The 17,834-nt window shown below is 58.5% G+C and carries 17 protein-coding genes; 10 read left to right on the plus strand and 7 right to left on the minus strand.

Annotated elements, in window-relative coordinates:
• Positions 1-39 precede the first annotated feature (39 nt).
• Positions 40-633: a TetR/AcrR family transcriptional regulator gene (locus R4P64_RS29575; RefSeq protein WP_317823736.1), complete on the plus strand. Its 594-nt coding sequence runs from the start codon at positions 40-42 to the stop codon at positions 631-633.
• Positions 634-1,472: 839 nt separating this feature from the next.
• On the opposite strand, the gene R4P64_RS29580 is transcribed toward R4P64_RS29575, so the two are convergent.
• Positions 1,473-2,522, minus strand: a complete 1,050-nt coding sequence (locus tag R4P64_RS29580) for a porin PorA family protein (RefSeq protein ID WP_317823737.1) — start codon at positions 2,520-2,522, stop codon at positions 1,473-1,475.
• A gap of 732 nt (positions 2,523-3,254) precedes the next feature.
• On the opposite strand from R4P64_RS29580, the gene R4P64_RS29585 reads away from it, so the two are divergent.
• The 3 genes from R4P64_RS29585 to R4P64_RS29595 are packed head-to-tail and all read left to right on the plus strand — an operon-like array spanning position 3,255 to position 7,402.
• The gene (locus tag R4P64_RS29585) at positions 3,255-4,796 is read left to right on the plus strand and encodes an NAD(P)/FAD-dependent oxidoreductase (RefSeq protein ID WP_317823738.1); all 1,542 of its coding nucleotides are present in this window, start codon (positions 3,255-3,257) and stop codon (positions 4,794-4,796) included.
• The gene (locus R4P64_RS29590) at positions 4,793-5,782 is read left to right on the plus strand and encodes an alpha/beta hydrolase (RefSeq protein WP_317823739.1); all 990 of its coding nucleotides are present in this window, start codon (positions 4,793-4,795) and stop codon (positions 5,780-5,782) included. Before R4P64_RS29585 ends, R4P64_RS29590 begins: the two co-directional genes overlap by 4 nt.
• A 30-nt stretch (positions 5,783-5,812) precedes the next feature.
• A complete protein-coding gene (locus tag R4P64_RS29595) occupies positions 5,813-7,402 on the plus strand; it encodes an acyl-CoA synthetase (protein ID WP_317823740.1) in 1,590 nt (529 codons plus the stop codon).
• Between the two features lie 534 nt (positions 7,403-7,936).
• Here the strand turns inward: R4P64_RS29595 and R4P64_RS29600 are convergent.
• Positions 7,937-8,764, minus strand: a complete 828-nt coding sequence (locus tag R4P64_RS29600; protein WP_317823742.1) for an SDR family NAD(P)-dependent oxidoreductase — start codon at positions 8,762-8,764, stop codon at positions 7,937-7,939.
• 387 nt (positions 8,765-9,151) lie between these two features.
• Between R4P64_RS29600 and R4P64_RS29605 the strand changes: the two genes are divergently transcribed.
• Positions 9,152-10,009 (plus strand): SDR family NAD(P)-dependent oxidoreductase, encoded by an 858-nt coding sequence (locus R4P64_RS29605; protein WP_317823743.1) that lies wholly within the window; start codon positions 9,152-9,154, stop codon positions 10,007-10,009.
• Entirely contained in the window at positions 9,996-10,691 is a 696-nt protein-coding gene (locus R4P64_RS29610) for a TetR/AcrR family transcriptional regulator (protein ID WP_317823744.1), read from the plus strand. Before R4P64_RS29605 ends, R4P64_RS29610 begins: the two co-directional genes overlap by 14 nt.
• A gap of 936 nt (positions 10,692-11,627) precedes the next feature.
• Here R4P64_RS29610 and R4P64_RS34075 read toward each other — a convergent pair.
• Complete coding sequence (locus R4P64_RS34075) at positions 11,628-11,981, minus strand: pyridoxamine 5'-phosphate oxidase family protein (RefSeq protein WP_411742724.1); 354 nt, start codon at positions 11,979-11,981, stop codon at positions 11,628-11,630.
• Positions 11,982-12,506: 525 nt separating this feature from the next.
• Entirely contained in the window at positions 12,507-13,490 is a 984-nt protein-coding gene (locus tag R4P64_RS29615) for a potassium-tellurite ethidium and proflavin transporter (RefSeq protein WP_317823745.1), read from the minus strand.
• A 146-nt stretch (positions 13,491-13,636) separates the two neighbouring features.
• Between R4P64_RS29615 and R4P64_RS29620 the strand changes: the two genes are divergently transcribed.
• Positions 13,637-14,194 (plus strand): TetR/AcrR family transcriptional regulator, encoded by a 558-nt coding sequence (locus R4P64_RS29620; protein ID WP_317823746.1) that lies wholly within the window; start codon positions 13,637-13,639, stop codon positions 14,192-14,194.
• A gap of 39 nt (positions 14,195-14,233) precedes the next feature.
• Here R4P64_RS29620 and R4P64_RS29625 read toward each other — a convergent pair whose 3' ends face one another.
• Both R4P64_RS29625 and R4P64_RS29630 read right to left on the minus strand, forming a co-directional pair.
• A complete protein-coding gene (locus R4P64_RS29625) occupies positions 14,234-14,605 on the minus strand; it encodes a hypothetical protein (RefSeq protein ID WP_317823747.1) in 372 nt (123 codons plus the stop codon).
• A 25-nt stretch (positions 14,606-14,630) separates the two neighbouring features.
• The gene (locus R4P64_RS29630) at positions 14,631-15,344 is read right to left on the minus strand and encodes an SDR family NAD(P)-dependent oxidoreductase (protein WP_317823748.1); all 714 of its coding nucleotides are present in this window, start codon (positions 15,342-15,344) and stop codon (positions 14,631-14,633) included.
• A gap of 397 nt (positions 15,345-15,741) precedes the next feature.
• Between R4P64_RS29630 and R4P64_RS29635 the strand changes: the two genes are divergently transcribed.
• The 3 genes from R4P64_RS29635 to R4P64_RS29645 all read left to right on the plus strand — a co-directional run bounded on the left by R4P64_RS29635 (position 15,742) and on the right by R4P64_RS29645 (position 16,932).
• Positions 15,742-16,062 (plus strand): muconolactone Delta-isomerase family protein, encoded by a 321-nt coding sequence (locus R4P64_RS29635; protein ID WP_317823750.1) that lies wholly within the window; start codon positions 15,742-15,744, stop codon positions 16,060-16,062.
• Between the two features lie 180 nt (positions 16,063-16,242).
• Complete coding sequence (locus R4P64_RS29640; protein ID WP_317823751.1) at positions 16,243-16,425, plus strand: hypothetical protein; 183 nt, start codon at positions 16,243-16,245, stop codon at positions 16,423-16,425.
• Between the two features lie 360 nt (positions 16,426-16,785).
• On the plus strand, positions 16,786-16,932 hold the full coding sequence (locus R4P64_RS29645) for a hypothetical protein (RefSeq protein WP_411742725.1): 147 nt from the start codon (positions 16,786-16,788) through the stop codon (positions 16,930-16,932).
• Positions 16,933-17,677: 745 nt separating this feature from the next.
• On the opposite strand, the gene R4P64_RS29650 is transcribed toward R4P64_RS29645, so the two are convergent.
• Entirely contained in the window at positions 17,678-17,830 is a 153-nt protein-coding gene (locus tag R4P64_RS29650; RefSeq protein WP_317823752.1) for a hypothetical protein, read from the minus strand.
• Positions 17,831-17,834 lie beyond the last annotated feature (4 nt).

Raw genomic sequence — 17,834 nt, forward strand, 5'->3', positions numbered from 1 at the left:
TTGACGGTGGCGCGACATAAGAATCAGGGCCAGCGACGAATGGAAATCCTCGATGCCGCGAAGGCAGTCATACATACACGCGGTGTCACAGGAATCAACCTCAAGCGGATTGCGGAACAAGCCGGACTCTCGTCTGCTCTGCTCCTCTACTACTACTCCGATGTCGATGAGATTCTTGCGGACGCCTACCGAGTAGCCACAGAAGAGTTTCTGGAGAAGCGCGAATTTCTTATCGCTGAACCTGTCGATGCGGCTGAAAAACTCTCCCGCTGTCTTTCCCTTGGCACTCCATACCCCGGACCCCGCGAGGAAGCCGCGAGAGTGCTGTACGAACTCCAGCCGCTGATCCTCAGTAACACCGAGGCAGCCAAATGGAGCCGGGAGTTCTTTCGTCGCCAAACCGCACTTTTCAAGTCGATCATTGAGTCAGGAACTCGGGCAGGGGTCTTCCGACCTTCGCTCGACGCAGATTCAATCGCTATGTACCTCGTTGCGTTAGAAGACGGCCTTGCTACCCACGCTTTGACGGGACTAATGACCCCAGAAAAGATCGAATCAAGTTTGATTGCGGCTGCGATGCAAATGGTCGGAAGCAACGCAATGGGGACTGCCACTCGGACAGGCGACATCTGACCTGTGGTGCTGAGAGTTGCCGATGGAAGGATATTGACTGGCCCAAGTATCCGCAGTCGTGTACCGGGCCAGTATCTGAAACAGATCCCCGGTCTTGATTCGTGGGCGAAGGGCGCGGAGTGGGAATCAACCCGCATCCCGTGTGACGACTCTTAGACTTTCTGCGAGGAATCACGATGAATTCGATGTGGGTGCGCTGCCTACAGGTCCAGTGAAGATGTGTCCACGAATAGAGATCCGGCGATTACGAAACTCGCACGCGGGCGTTTCACGGTCTTGATCAATCGGTCGTACCCCGCTGTCCGGCCGTTCGTGATGCCAGTGGCGAGTAGTGCGTTGGTCTTCGGTCACCCAGCATTTTCTGAAATTCGAACGACTTTGGTTGACACCATTGGTATTTCACCGCTTTCAGTGGCCGGTGGCTATCGGAAATTCTCCGAGAATCCGCTACCTATTCCGGTTCTCAAGGGTAACTTGTGGCAGATTCCTCGCCATGTGGTCGAGATCCGACGACTCCAGTTTGATGGATGATCGAGGCCACGAAGTAGACACTCACCTAGGGCAGGTATCGCGGTCATGAGGTCCAGCAAATCGGAGTCGCCGTACGACGGACCTTGCGATGAGATGCCATCACAAGGTCCGTTGCTCGTTGCCAAGGCAGGGGTGCGGGGAAACCATTTCTCGAACTCTGCAGAGACATGACTCCTCTCGACGCGAGGCGCGATGATCAGTCGTACAACGCGCGTATCCAGTTTGTGCAAAAGTCGGAATGCTTTGAACCTAAAGTAGACTGCGGAAGATCGTCGTCACTCGATTATGCAAAGCGACTTAGGGGCCAATCAGAGGCCGACCGAACTTAGTGGAGTCGGAACCTCTTGAGAAACCCCCCGCTTGCGAGTTCCGTTCCAGAACGCTCCGACCAGCAAGATGACTCCGACTATGAGCATGGCAATGGGTAACCAAATCGACAGGAATGTCAGAGTTGTCTGGGCCGAGTTGAGTTTCGATATCGTGGAAGTAACGAGTTCGTCGCTTGCTTGGAGGGAAGTCTCGGAAAGCGGGATCGGTACACTCTGACCTGGGATCTCCAGATTCGCTGTGTTAGATGACGTTCGGCTCGTGTCGACGATCGTCCCGAACCTCTGGTCGACAAGAATCTCCGCCGCTGTCTGTTGAACATAGGCGACTGGAATCTGATCGGGGGACAGGTCGACTAGTGCCGCGGGGAGGCCCAAGGCTAGGAGCGCGGCCTTCGGCACCCATGTCCCGTCTGTTCCGAACTGCTGCCCTAGTCCTGCGCGGAGAGGATCCAGTACGGCTGGATCCTTCACTGGTGCAGATGCATCGACGGTGAACTTGTCTAGGGTGCGTCCATCGACCTCTACCGTTCCCGCGGCGGCCAGTGCCTGAGGTTCTCCAGTCACACTGTCGTATATCGACAGTTCGCGGTGCTCGTAGTCGGAAGGAAAGCCGATGGTGATTGCACTCTTCTGGTCTTCCACCGCGGTCCCGGAGGGGGCGGGTGCCTGCAGGTAATCCTGCCGGTCGACCGCGTAGGTGTGTCGATCAACCACGATGGGTTCGAGATCGCTCGATGTTCGGGGGGATGCATACATTTCGGAGAGCGTCTCGACGATGGCAGTATCGCCGGATATTGACTTGATCTCGGTGCTCACGTCAGCATCGACCGCAGTCGTAATTGGCGACCCAGCTGCGGCGGGGTCTGGGTTCGGTGTGCTGAGGGTGCCGACATACAGTCCGCCGCCGTCCGACTCGTACGAGAGGTTCGTCAAGCCCGGCGTTACGGCGAACCGGATGATCGCTGCTCCTCCGATGAGCAGGATTCCGAACAAGATAAGTACCGCTGTAAGCAATTTTCCGGTCTTCATGGGGGATTCATCCTGTCGGTGATGTGCGTCTCAATGACGGCATAAAGTGGTATACATCTCTATCATCGTCTATGCGAACGCTACAGTTACTATACGTTTTGTCAAGTAGGCGGGGGTTGCCGTCGGTGGACGTCTTGCACATATTTGCGCTGGCTGACACATGTGAATCCCTGAATGCTGACGGTTGACAAGATGATCAATGTGCACGCCTGAGCGCATAAAGAGCCTCGATTGACTGAACGACACCCGATCTTTCTGGTCGCGGGGTCGAAGCGCTCCGGCACCAGTCGTGTGGGTCGGGTTGCCTCTGCAAATATGTTCGGTAGTGGTCCGAGCGTTGTGCGAGGGGCGTCATGTGACTCGTCGACCCCTCGTGGCTTTCGAGGGGGCCTGCACTTGCTGCGACATCTGGGTCATGCAAATGGCGTGCACGGGGTAGATGACTGTGAATCTCGCGGCCTGCACGCGCTACTGAAACAAGGCGCTGCTTTCTCGAAGCTGTGGTTAGGCATGAAAACGAGATCCGCCATGTCTTGCCAGGGTGAGCAACGTGAGGTGACGAATCGGTGCAGATCCAGTCAATGGTGTCGATGCCGCAGCAGCTTTCCGGTGACTTCCTTGGTTTGCCTGGTGCCCAAGTGGCTAGGTTGTTTTTCGCCAGACCGGATCGCTAGAATCAGGCTTGACAAAATGTATAGCTAATGGACAGTATGGTGTGACTTGGATCTCTGAATGCGTAAGTGGAAGGTGTTCCAGATGAAGGATTTCGGCACAATTGTGATCGGTGCTGGTTTCTCGGGGTTGGCGATGGGGATCCGGTTGCGAAAGGCGGGGATCGCAGACTTTGCGATTTTGGAACGGGCCACGGATGTCGGCGGCGTATGGCGTGACAACACCTACCCGGGAGTCGGGGTCGACACCCCATCGAAGCTCTATTCGCTGTCCACGGACCCCAATCCGAATTGGTCGTCACTGTTCGCGCTCGGTGATGAATTGCACTCTTACACAAGGAGAATAGCAGAGCGATACGACTTGATTGATCGTACGCATTTCGGCACGGCGGTCGAGTCGGCGCAATGGAGTCCAACGCGCCGGCGGTGGGTGCTGAAGACAAGTGCAGGCACTTACGTCGCTCGGGTCCTGATTACAGCTGCAGGACTGGTCGCCGATCCTTCCCTGCCCGACATTCCTGGAGTGCGTGACTTCGCCGGCGAGTGGTTCCACTCGTCGCAGTGGAACCATGACCATGACCTGAAGGGGCGCAAGGTTGCAGTGGTGGGGACAGGTGCGTCGGCAATACAGTTCGTCCCCGAGATTGCTGACACGGTTTCGGAACTTCATGTCATACAGCGCACTGCCTCATGGGTGAGGCCCAAAGTCGAAATGCCGATCTCCCGGAAGGCCCAGCAAAGGCTTGCCCGCTTTCCTATACTCATGGGACTTCAGCGGTCGCTGTTCTACAGCATCTCCGAGGCCTTGTCATCGGCCCGCAACAACAGCTTCGTGCGCAACTCGATGCGCAAACAGTGCGAGACCCATCTCGAGAACCAGATTGCAGATCCAGAGCTTCGGGCCAAGCTACTGCCGAAATTCGACTACATGTGCAAGCGCCCCCTGATCTCGAGCGCGTACTACCCTGCCCTCACCAAACCTAATGTCACCCTCCATACCGGGGGTCTCACCGCGGTACAGGGAAACACCGTCGTCACCGGTGACGGTGAAGCAATCGAGGTGGATACGCTTATCTACAACACCGGTTTCGACATCGGGGTGACAAGTCCGATCGCGCGGGTTATCCATGATGCCGAGGGTCGATCACTGTCCGATCATTGGGGGGACAATCCGCGCGCCTACAAAGGCGTATCGGTGCCGGGGTTTCCGAACCTGTTCGTCATGCAAGGCCCGAACGCCACCAGTGGGGTCAGTTCCTCACTCGTCTTTGCCGAGGCGCAGGCAATCTACATCGCCGACGCCCTGACAAAGATCGCAACTGAGGATATAGCCACCGTCGAGGTGAAGCCGGAGAGAGAAGCAACCTGGACCAACTGGGTTCGTCGGATGTCGCAAAATATGGTCTACGAAACCGGTGGATGCCGAAGCTACTACCTCAACAGCAAGGGGGAGAACGTCGTCATGTGGCCGACGTGGAGTGCCTCGTACCAGTTGCGCACTCGTCAATTCGACAGCGACGCCTACATTCTCACCAAGGAAAAGGGCGCCCGCCCGACTACCATCGGAATCCCTTCGGTGTCCGAGGACGAGGTATTCGCATGAGGATTCCACGGCGCGCACGTTTGATGGCTCGAATCCAGCAACTGTCAACGAAGTCATCTGTGGTCGGCAAGTCACCCGCGCAGATCCCTGCCTTGCGTGAGCGTCTGGCGATCGAGCCCAATTGGGCTACCAAGCTTGTGGTGGGTGAACTCTCACGTGACGTGTTCGTCGACGAACTGTATGCCGAATTACCTGGTCGGCAACTGAGAATTCGCCGGTACACACCGATTGTGCCGACGCAGGCACCTCGCCCGGTGATCGTCGACTTTCACGGTGGCGGATACGTGATCGGCCAGCCCGAACTCAAAGACTGGTTCAACAGTCAGCTGGCACACCGCACGGATGCGATTGTCGTATCGGTTGACTATCGGCTCGCGCCCGAGCATCCATTTCCTGCCGCTTACGACGATGCGATCGAGTCATACAGGTGGGTCGTCCAGAACGCTAGGGGGTGGGATGGCGATCCTGAGAGGATCGTCGTCATGGGGGACAGTGCCGGTGGCAGTCTCGCTGCAGGTGTCGCGATAGCGACCTCTCATCAGTTGGCTGTACCCGCACCACGAGCCCAGGTGTTGCTCTATCCCGCAACAGATCTCGAAACGGAGTATCCGTCCGCGATCGAGCAGGCCACGGCTCCTTTCCTATCGGTTGAGGAGTCTGATGCCTACTTGGACCTCTATTGCTCACGCGCCGACCGCAGCAATTCGAGCATCTCACCGATCAATGCTGCAGACCTGAGCTACGTCGCACCCGCCGTAATCGTCACGGCCGAATACGATCCTCTCCGTGACCAGGGAGTCGCTTACGGTGCCGCGCTTACAGCCGCCGGTGTCCGCAATCGCACAACTACCTATCCTGGGACAGCCCACGGATTCATCTCCACACCTGGGCTGTACCCCGCAGCAATCCACGCCCTCCGCGAGATCGTCGACGAACTCACCGATCTACTTGCCCCAGAAGAAAACCCAGTGCCCAGCCACGGCTGACATCGGCAGGAATACTATGAGAGGACCTTCGTGGAGTTCGACCAGAAACGCATTTCGAGAGCTAGACAGCTGACCATCGGCGACATTCCGCGTCGCAGTGCACGCCGTTTCCCCTCCAAGGTGGCGATCGTCAACGAGGGTCGGTCTTTCACTTTTGCGGAGTTCGAGGACGCCGTCGAGAGAACATCACGTGCGATCATCGATGCGGGACTACAGAAAGGTGATCGAATTGCTCTGCTGTCTCACAATTGTTGGCAATTCGCGGTACTGAACTTCGCGACCGCGCGCAGTGGAACAATACTCGTGCCGATCAACTTCATGTTGAAGGCCGGCGAGATCGCCTACATCCTTGATGACTGCACACCGGATGCATTGGTCGTGGAGAGCGGGCTCGTCGATACGGCCGAATCTGCGCTGACCACAGCACGATCCGCAGTCCCGCATCGACTGTTCATCGACCTGGACGGTAATTCGGCTGCCCATTCCGGCTGGACATCCATCGCGCGGTGGATCGATTTCCAGGGAGTTGTACAGCCGGCAGTATGCGTCGAGGACGATGACGCCGTCCGGCTGATGTACACAAGTGGCACGGAGTCCCAGCCCAAGGGTGCCTTACTCAGTAGCCGAAGTCTCATTGCAGAATATGTGAGCTGCATCGTAGACGGGAAGATGAGCGCCGAGGATATAGAGATTCATGCGCTGCCCCTCTATCACTGTGCCCAACTCGACTGCTTCTTGTCAGTCGACATCTATCTCGGCGCGACCAGTGTCATCCTGCGCTCCCCGGATCCTGCGACGGTGTTGGCCGCGATAGCAAGCCACCGGGCGACCAAGTTCTTCGCTCCGCCCACAGTATGGATTTCATTGCTCCGGACACCGGAGTTCGAGCAGGCGGATCTCGCAACACTCCGTAAGGGTTACTACGGTGCGTCACCGATGCCGGTCGAAGTACTCCGCGAAATAGGCAATCGTCTACCCGAGGTTCGGTTGTGGAATCTGTACGGGCAGACGGAACTTGGACCAGTCGTCGCGATACTCCAGCCTGAGGATCAAGTTCGGCGAGCAGGCGCCGCGGGTCGACCGGTACTCAACGTCGAGACATCTATAGTCGACGACACCGGCCAACCTGTTCCCACCGGTGTCGTCGGCGAGATTGTTCATCGCAGCCCACAAGCGACATCGGGATACTACGGAAAGCCGGAGAAGACCAGCGAAGCATTCTCGAATGGGTGGTTCCACTCAGGCGACCTCGGGTATTTCGATGACGAGGGATACCTCACGGTCGTCGATCGCAAGAAGGACATGATCAAGACTGGTGGCGAAAACGTCGCCAGTCGCGAAGTCGAGGAAGCGATCTACCAACTCGACGGCGTCGCAGAGGTCGCAGTTTTCGGTGTTGCCGATCCAGTTTGGATAGAGGCAGTTACCGCAGTCGTCGTGGCCAAGCAAGGAGCGAGCATCTCTTCCGAAGACGTAATCGCACACGCCAGAACGATTCTCGCCCACTTCAAAGCGCCCAAACACGTGGTGATCGTCGACGAACTCCCAAAGAATCCCAGCGGAAAGATACTGAAGCGACTTCTGCGTGACGAACACGCGCATCTAGGAGTTGTTGCGTAGCTGATCGCTGACAAGGTCGCGACGAGATCGGGCGCTCCGGAAAATGTTCCATGTACATTCCGGTGACGCCCGATTTCTCACGTCAACGCACGATCGCGGACCTAAACTGCCATCGGGTTTGGACTACCAGAACTGTGCCACTCGGTGTGGGATTGATTGACCATTCGGCCCTTATCCAGCATACTGTGGGCCGCAATACTCATTGCGGCAAAGGAGCATACGATTTTGCCGTGCTGCCGTCCACTGTGAGCGAAGGCGCTACATAATGACCCGTGAACCACTGCGAGTCCTCATCTGCATCACATGCAGAAAGCGGACCTTGCCGCCGCCTGTGTGAGTTATGGCCAGCGCCTACGATGCAGAAAAAGCGGGGCATATGTGTTTGCCGAAAGGCCCTTGAAAGCGAGTTGACGACGCGCCACCGAAGATAAGAGCCATTCGGGGCCTTGTCGAACGGTGACGGCCACAGTTGTTGACAGCCCTGAAGCAGCGATCGGTCCGGGCATCTCGCGCCGCCCGACTGTGGCCGCCGAGTTATTCCGTGAAGGACGCGTCCAGGCTATTGACCATTTCGTCGAACTCCGTATCCAGAATTGGGCGATAATGGGCGCTGTTAGGCAAGATCCAGAACCGGTCGTCTCCAATTGCGTCGGAGACCATCCGTGCGACGGATTCAGGCTCCATCGAAGCACTGAGACTTGCGTCCAGATAGTCCACTGTCAGGCGTGCGTCCTCGGATAACTCGGCGCCGGTGCTGGCGATCCGTCTGCGGATACCAGGGACGATACCGGTCCGGACTTCGCCAGGACATAGAACACTGACGTTGATGTTGGTGTCATGGAGTTCAGCCCGCAAACCTTTGGATAACCCGACTACACCGTGCTTCGCCACTGAGTAAGGGCCAACGAGGGGTCCCGACATCAAGCCACCCATTGAGGCGGTGTTGACGATATGGCCGGGTTGTCCCGACGCAAGCATGCGAGGGAGAAACGACCGGACGCCGTTGATCGGGCCCCACAAGTCGGCGCCCAGGACCCATGCCCAATCATCGAGCGTCAACTCCCACTGGCGACCGATCGTGGAGACGCCCGCGTTATTGCACAGCACGTGGACGGCACCGAACTCCTCGAATGCACGTTCCGCTAGCTCGTCTACCGCGTCGGCGTTGCTGACGTCCGTAAGATGGGAAATGAACTCGGCCGAGTTCCCGCGCAACAATGCGGCTGTTCCTTCCAGGCCTTCTGCCGACACGTCAGATGCGATCACCTTCATGCCCTGCTCACCGAGGTTCAAGGCGAGAGCCCGACCGATTCCTGATGCAGCGCCGGTCACCACTGCAACTTTTCCTGCGAAGTTTTCCATTCCTGGTCTCCAACCTTCTTTGCGCACGTGTGCACTGGTCTGGACTACCCGCGTGGCCAGCCCGATGGTTCGAAATGTTCAATAAAAATACAATATGTATAGTAAAATGATCGGCGTTTGGCGTTATTGGTGACTTGATTCCTCAGGACGGGGCCGAGTTGACCGTGTGGGGGGAACTTCCCTCGATCCGACAACATGCGGCCGGACCGTGGTGTTTATGGCACCTGAATTTATATTTACACATCGTATAGACGCTGATCGTTTTGTATGGTTCGATCGAGGTCTGGTGCGGGCCACATCGTTAGTCGGTTCCATGAGGTCAAGCGAGCGTTTTGACCCGCACGCGTGGTCGAAATACCCCTGTGCAAACCAGAATTGAGGAAATTCATGGCTTCTGCCGTTCTCGCCCCAGGCCGAGTCGCCGTTGTTACCGGTGCCGGTTCCGGAATCGGTGCAGCACTCGCGCGAGCACTTGCACATCGAGAGATGCGCGTGGTCTTGGCCGATATCGACACATCAAGAATCGACTCGCTCGCCCAGGAACTGGATGCGGCCGGTTTGAGAGCCATTGCAGTCGCCGTCGACGTATCTGACAGATCGTCGGTCGAGAAACTCGCCCACACTGTTCGCAAGCACTGGGGACCGACGAATCTGCTGGTGAACAACGCTGGGATCGAAACGACGGGTTGTCTTTGGGAGATTCCATCAGAGAGGTGGAATGCGACCATCGGCGTCAACCTCACCGGGGTTTACCATGGCATCCAGGCGTTTGTGCCTGCGATGATTTCGGACAAGGAACCAGCGCACGTGGTGAACCTGGCATCTGTCGGCGGTCTGACCACGGGGCCTTTCCAGGCGCCGTACATCATCACAAAGCACGGGGTTCTGGTTCTTACCGAATGCTTGTGGCAGGAATTTGCGGCCCAAAACATTGATATCGGTGTATCCGCAGTCCTGCCCGGGCCTGTATCCACCGAGATCTTCGCTGACGCACTCAGTGCGGACGCCAGTGGCGATGGAGCTACGCATCTCCAGCAGATGCGTCAGTTGCTTGCTACACACGGAATGTCACCGAAGGTTGTCGCCGAGTTGGTGCTGGCAGGCGTAGAAGCGGGTGATCTGTGGATTCACACCCACCCGGAGATGTCCGACGCAGCAATTCGAGCACGCACAAGTTCACTGCTATCGCGTGAACCGTACTCTGCGCTGGAACAATCGGAAGGAATCGCCGATGCCAATAGTTGAAGCGCCCAGCCTTGAGCGTAAGACTGAACGCATGGCACCTCCGTATCAGCCCAGCTTGCGCCAGGCTCAAAAGTCTCTCACCCGCAACCGCTTACTCGACGCAGCCGTAGAGGTGTTGAGCACCAGCCCAACCCTTGATACGACCGTGGACGAGATTGCCAGAGCGGCCGGCGTAACCCGGGCGACGCTGTACGCTCACTTCCCCAACAAAGCAGAGATTATCCGGGGGCTTGCTGAACGTCTGTATGCACTCGGAGACGAGGTCTACTCAGAACTTGGAGTGCTGCCTCGATGGACTCCAGAGACCATCCGTGCTTGGCTCGAGGCCGTCGAATCCAAATGGCGCGACCAAGCTGCTGATATCCGAGTTTTGAGTGCATCAGGAACTGCGATGCTAGGGGATTCCGCTGTGAACCCCCACGAGCGCTACGTCACCATGCTGATGTCGCGATCCGATCGCTGGGAAAGCGTGACTACGCCGGAAGCGCGGCAGCGCTGTCTCATGCTCATCCTGGCGATTGAAGGCTTCTTCTCAGCATGGATTGCCGCGGGGTGGACGTTGGAAACAAAAGACCCGCTAGCGTTGCTCTGCGATTCCATATGTTATACCGTCGCACCGGCGATCGATACGAAATCGCCTGTGCGCCAAAGAACGGGACGCGGAGCCTCACGCGAAACGTGAGCTTCAGCGCGGCGTGGAACGTGCACATCTCACCAGACGAGGTAGTCGCCGGGCGGCTACCTCGCAGATCGACAGGTGCGTCGACGAGCAGCCAGGTAACGAGTGTCCGATCAACGAGCACGCCACATCTTGTCGCGACACGCACCTGGTCGAACTAAATGCGGCTTTCGAGTTTCTTGTGCAGGGCTGGGCAAGAGAATGCCGCGACGCGGTCTAGAACTAGACCGAATGGTACGTGCGCACTAATCGCTCTCATGCGCACGCGTTTCGTCGGAGCTCCTCCGCAATTTCCGATCAGGAAAAGGCATGTGCGGGGGGATGTCCGTCAAAGAGCGGCCCGCGAGGTTCATTCTTCCGTCAAGGAGATCGAGTCTAAAACCATCGCAAGAGTCCCAGTTGTGCTTGATTTGCGTGACCCGAATATTTACCAAGTACGTGATGGGTGGAGAATACAGAGGAGCTAATTATGAATGTGGAGGACGCAACGATCTTGGAGAATGCTCGCATATGGGACCCTTATGGCGGCCCTCGCATGGGTGACGTGTTCATTAACTTCGGTATGACGCCGCAGCGGTATTCGTCCAGGATCGAGTATATTCTCCGAAATGCGGGTCGTACGGGGGTGTCAGCGAATGATCGTCGCATGCTCGAACGCACGCTCGAGCGACTTCGCGTGCCAGTAAGTAGTCGTTCGGGACTGCACCAATGTCAGTTGGCTCGTTGACCTGCCCCAAGATTTCTTACCCATTTCGGTGTCAAGATCGATCGGATTTCACAACGCGAGGTGAAGTTGCCCCACCACAATTTCGGACTATCCATCGCTGAGCTCGCCTCCGACTGTGCCGCTGACCTGTACTCGAAAATCAATCCACTGTCTCCGATCAGCAAGCCACGCTCGAGCAAACCCGTGCGCCGCACAACAGTCATCGTCGAAATCTACGATGGCCCATAGCTGTACTCATGGGTGGTAGGAACGGTTCCGGTGCTATCCGAAGCAGATTTGTTCAGTGGATGCGAATCGTGTTGTCGCCGAATGGCTTGACTCCCTAACAGGTACAAGAATTCACTCGCGAGTTTGTCTGAATTGCTGGAACGTGGTTGAGGGCGCAAGCATTCCTGAACTTCTCGCCGTAAGGGTTCATACGCTCTTGCGCGGGATTCGGAGCACCCTCCGGTCACTTCGACGACGTGCGCCCGTCCCGTGAGATGCAGTGCACCGCCTCGTGTCCAGTCGATGAACAACAGCCCGCAGCGCGGATCGAGCTCGAGATTGCCGAGGGTCATGTACATCAGGTTGCCGTGTAGTCCGGCCACGACAGCCGCCGCTCGTTCATGATCGAGACGAATCCTGGTTTCCGCCACGATGTGACATGTATGTACCGAGGCCCTTTGCGTGGGTGGCCACGAAGAAGGTGTCCGCCGCTATGATCTGCTTCGGCTGCTCGGTAGTGAGCAGCTCACTGCGATTGGCCTGCGCAGTGGAAGCCCTATTGGGCGTTTGCTCACGGGCCTGAATGTATTGGGGCAGTTGGCTAATACCTGCTCAGTTCTCACTATTAGCTGGTCACCCATATGCTGTGCAGGCCCGTTGATTCGCATCCGCCGTCCATTCGCAAGATCGATTGCGAGAAGCCCGATGTCACGTTTTGGTTTCGAACAGTCCTTCGAGAGGGTCGAACGGATGGGGAAGTGCTTTAACCATAACCGTCCGGTCGTGGAGCGTCGCAAGATCTTCGCCGAGCTCACGGTCGCTCTCGACCGCGGGGAACAGGCGCTCCGTGTGATCGCCGACAGCGCAGACCCTGAGGCGGGGAGTCATTGCGCCGGGCGACGCAAGGTTGTCCGGATCAACAGGATGGATTTCATCGCGATCAGCGCCACGAGGATCGTTGCGGCGCCGAGCAATCCGACTGTGATGACTTGCCAGGCAGGCGGATGCAACAGGTGAAGCCAGACGATGGCGAGAGCAACGACACTCGTGACAGGGAAGGTAAATGACCAAAAACCGTGCGAGAACGGCAGGGCGCGGTAGCGCGCCAGTAAGGGAACCTGCACCATGACCATGAATGCCGTGATTGATGTGAGGGCCTCGAAGAGGACGTCCGGTTGCCCGTTCGAGATGGTCAGCCATGCTGCAGCACCGACTGCGGGCGGAGCAATCATGATTGCGAGCGTCGGGACCAGGGCTGCAGGCATGGTGGGGCGCAGCGCGAGCCTGAGAAATAGGAACATGGTAATCACCACCCAGAAGAACAGGCCGACTGCGAAGCATCCGACAGCGAGCCAGTCGAGACCGGATTGGGCTGCGGCGAGCGCTCCCACGAGACCGGCTGCACTGATGGGCAGGTAGTACCCACCGTGCACGGATTCGAGCGCCATCTCTCCGCGCATCCAGAAGCTCATCATCCACGCGCCAAATGCGGCTGCGGCCGCGATGGAGAACAGGGTCAGCAATGTTCCGGCAAGCGGGAACGTCCGGTGCAGATTCGTTCCCAACAGCATTGCGGAGATCGGAAGTAGCGCCGCGAGCGGACCCTGAGCGAAGTGTGTGAGTTGATGCGAGATCCCGTGGGTTGCGCCCTTGGATCGATGAATATGCGCCGTGGCTGTCGAGATCCACGCGAGGGCTGCGATCAGCCAGAACGTCTGGGCAAGCGCGAATGGGGTCCCGAGCGCGGTCGTGGCGACCGACCAAGCCTGGGCTAGTCCGGCGAAGCCCAAGGGGATCGCGAGCGTGTTCAACGGGAGGCGGGTGCGCGTGCGTGACCCAAGGGCAACGCTCTGTGTGTGAGCGGACAATGAAATGCCTTCCTAGTTGGGGTGGGACTCCCTGGTCGGCGTGAGTTTTTGACCTCCAGGTCAAATATGGTCACTGTCGTCACGTTATTATTAATTGACCTTGAGGTCAAATTGGCTGGAGTTAGGATGCGCGAGTGGGTAGGCCGATGCGTTTTGAGACGGACGTGGCGATTGGCAAGGCGATGGACCTGTTCTGGCTGCAGGGATACGCCGCGACAACCCCCCAGGAACTCGCTGGCGAGATGGGGATCGGGAAAGGCAGCCTGTACAACTCATTCGGGAGCAAGCACGCGTTGTTCGTGCGAGCGCTTCGGCGCTACAGCGAGATGCGGCTCGAGTATCTCGCCGATCTGTTCGCCGCGTCTGGCCCTGTGAGACCTCGTCTCGAGTGGGCGATGGTTGTTCTTTCCGGGGTTGGCGAGCACCGGCGAGGCTGCATCATGGTCAATGCTGCGGCAGAGCTCGGAACTGTCGACGACGAGGTGAACCGCATTGCAGATGACTTGTTCACGGGGATCGAAGCTATCTGCAGACGCGCAATCGTGCGCGGGCAGGAGTCCGGGGAGTTCGATAGGGGCCGGCCCGCCGACATTGCAGCTCGTCAACTGCTGGCCTCGGTGATCGGTCTCAGCGTGCTCGTGAAATCGGGCGGCCGACCAGAGATGTGTGCCACCGTTGTCGAGGGGTTTGTCGACGGGCTGTGACCGTCGCGGACCCTCGCTGGTCTGGTCGACCAGACTGTTTCAGTTCAGCCGGGACACCTGGTAGTGGCTGATTTGGTCGCCGTCGGGCGATTGTTTGACCAATACGCTCAGGGACACGGTCAGCGCCGGCCGGTCCGTGAAAGAGAAATCGACGCTCAGATAGCCGAGCACCACGTTGTCGGCGAGTCGACGGGTTTCGAGGATCCGGTATTCGGCGGTCATGCCTAGCGGCTGGGAGGCGTAATAGTCGGCGACACCCTGGCGTCCGACGGTGTAGGGATGCAGGCCCTGGAAAATCGCGTCCTCGGTGAACTCGGCGGCGACGCGCGCGGGTTCGTGTGCGTGGACGGCGGCCTTCCACCGGTCGAGCACGCCGCGCAGGACCTTGTCGTCCACTGGTGTGCTGTTCATGGGATGTTCGCCTGGTCCTTTCAGCTCAGTGTCCGGCGCTCTGGCCGCCGTCGACGTGCAGGATTTCGCCGGTGACGAACCCGGCGTGCTCTAGGTAGAGGATCGCGTCAACGACCTCGCCGATCTCACCCAGCCGCCCGACCGGGTGCAGGGCAGCGAGAGCCTCATGCTTGTCGACCGGGTGCATCGGGGTGCGGATGACACCGAGCGCGACGGAGTTGACCCGGATTCCGCGCGTCGCGTACTCGATCGCCAGCGACTTGGTGACCGCGTTCAGCCCGCCCTTGGTCAGCGATGCAAGTGCCGAGGGCACCTCTGAGTTGGCGTGGTCGACCAGGGTGGTGGAGACGTTCACGAGATGGCCGCCGCTACCCTGGGCGAGCATCGCGGCGACGGCGCCACGGGAGATCTCGAAGAAGCCTCGCAGGTTCACCCCGGTCACGGCGTCGTAGTCCTCGTCGGTGTAGTCAGTGAACGGCTTGGCAACGAAGATGCCAGCGTTGTTCACGAGTGTGTCGATCCGGCCGAACCGCGCCAGTGTCTGCTCGACGATGTCGTCGCCGGTGCCCGGCTGGGACAGGTCGCCTGGCACGGTCAGCACCTCGGGATCGTCGGATGGCCCGATAGAACGGGAGGTCGCGACAACGGCGTAGCCGAGCTTGCGGTAGCCAGTGACGAGGGCCGCGCCGATGCCCTGGGACGCGCCGGTGACGATGACGACTGCCTGCGTGGTGGTCATATACGGAGTTACTCGCTTTCGAAATGTAGTTTGGTGCAGAAGGATTCAGTGACCGGAACCCGGGTAACACCCTTCGGAACACGGGTGCTCGCTCATGAGTTGATGATGCACGCGAGGCGAGTACTCGCGCCACGACCTATTTCCTCCCTTCTGGGAGGCGCAGCCTCCCAGAAGGGATCCCTGTTACCGGTGGGGGTCGTCGACGGGCAGCCAGACTCCGCTGGCGCGGAGGCCGAGATCACGGACTGCCCGAGTGCAGGTCCTCGGCGACGGCGAGGAAGTATCTCAGTTGACGAAGCTTCAAATTGATCATGCTGTGCGCGGTGAGAGGCTGCGCCTACCAGCCGGGAGCAAGGCGGTCGTGGCGGGCCGCCGGACTTTCGCACACGATGAGTGCATGACCAAAACCCCCGAAGCGAGTTCGTCCCAGCACGAGTTCCTCGTCGAGATCACCACGACGATCCCAGACGGCACCGACCCATCCGAAATCTACGCATGCCGCACCGCGGAAGCGTTACGCGCCAAGGAACTTGCTTCCGCAGGGCGCCTGGTCCGGTTGTGGCGCCCGGTCGGTGAGCTGCGCAGCATCGGCGTATGGCGCGCCGACGACGAAGTCGACCTCTACGCGAACGTGCTCGGCACGCTGCCCATGCGGCCGTGGATGAGTATCGCTGTCACCCCTTTGCGGTCACATCCGAACGATCCGGTTCAAGGGTGAGCGCGTTTTCCCCGCGGGCACACGTTGCCCAGGCCGTCGCGGACTTGTCGACGTGCATGGGTACCTACTTCTGACCCCTACAGCCCATGACAGCGCGGAACAAAAGAGAACACTGTGAGTATTTGAAGCCGCCCGGATTGGCGCCGACCACGATCGCCCCGAAGTGGAAGGACAACCGTAATGACCATGCTCGCAGAAGAATACGATTTCGTTATCGGAGGAGATCTCGACCGCGACATCATCGAACTCGCGATACTCGACACCGTCGCTGGCGTGGTCCGCACACACCTTGCACGGTCAGCGGACGGTGCCAGATACATCCCATATTGGTTTGGGAACGTCGACATGCGCCCAGTCGCGTGATCATCAGAGCAGTCCCCGAGCTCGTGGGCCTCGGGAAGCGATCCCACCTTGACTGCGACTCGCGAAGCGGTTCTCGTCAGTCGCCCAGGCGATAAACGAGCTCAACGGCCTGATCGTCGCCGCACCCGCACACCTACGCGCTACCCTGCGAGGGTTCTCGCTCACCAAACAACTCTCCCGGATCGAAGCGGAGACCACAACGAAAATGGCCACCGTCGAACACTGTGTCACGGTATTGACGTTGCGGTCGATAAAAGCCCGGATCCGTTTCCTCACAGGATAACTCGGCGAAATCGATCCTGAGTTGGGCCGTCTGCTGCGTCAACACCTGCCGGGCCCGTCTCGCTCGCCCAACCTGGAGTGCGGCCCGTTGTCGCCGCCCAATTGCTGCTCAGTTCGTCCCATCCCGGGTGGATCCGCAGCGAAGCGGCGTTCGTCTCGCTCGCCGGTATCGCTCCACTCGAGGCCAGTCGCGGGCGGGCACCGCCTAAATCGAGGCGGAGATAGAGCCTTGAACCGGGCAGGATAACGCTTGGACATGATCTGCATCCTTCACAAAAAGGAAGCGGCATCGAACCCCGCACGATTCAAATGCTCACCGGCACCTGAGGTTTTCCAAGACACCGTTGTCTAGGTCTTGAATGGAGTGGCCACGCCGAGTGCCTTTGCCAAAAGTGCAGGGCCTTCGCCTCTTTCGACGGTACTTGCAAAAGAGAAGATGACAACTCCCGTACGGGCTTACTGTTGACCATATTTTCCGGTATCGGTATGGATGATCAACCTTTGAGTCGTGAGAATGTGCGGAACGAGTGATCGATCTGCGCTCTATGAGGGAGTTTCTGATTTTCATCATCAACGCTGTTCCCATATGGAAACAGGGAGCGTGCTGTAATTGTGCTGCAGCTGGAGTTTTTGACCTGCCGGGTCGATCGTGACGCCTGCGTGATGTGCAATTGCGCCGGTATCCGGATGGGTCCTAATCGACTAATGGGTCGTGAGTTGGAAGCGGCCGACGTCGATTCCGAGACGGAATTTCAAGAGCAGCAAACGAAGGTCCTCGCTCGTTGATCAATCTGCGATTGGATTAAGGCGATTTTGACCGAAATCTTCCGTTTTGTCTTCGCCGGTACGAATCGGCAGAATGCGTGACTCGGTGAGACCAATTTCTTTCCAGGACAACAGAATATGAAGCATATGAAGGCTCGTCGAGCGTGTAGGCGCTCTGGTGCGAAACCATCAGCGCAGTCAATTCCTAGACCGCAACCGGATGTCGGTACCAGCACGGCGGAATCACCGCATCCGAGTCGGTCACCGAGTAACGCCGACGGAACCAACTCGCCCACGCGATCAGCTCGGCCCACAGCTCCGCAGCCTGCGCCCCGTCGAGATCCGCCCACCGGTACACCCGC

The sequence above is a fragment of the Rhodococcus sp. IEGM 1366 genome (assembly GCF_033142425.1).
GTDB classification, from domain to species: Bacteria; Actinomycetota; Actinomycetes; order Mycobacteriales; family Mycobacteriaceae; genus Rhodococcus_F; species Rhodococcus_F globerula.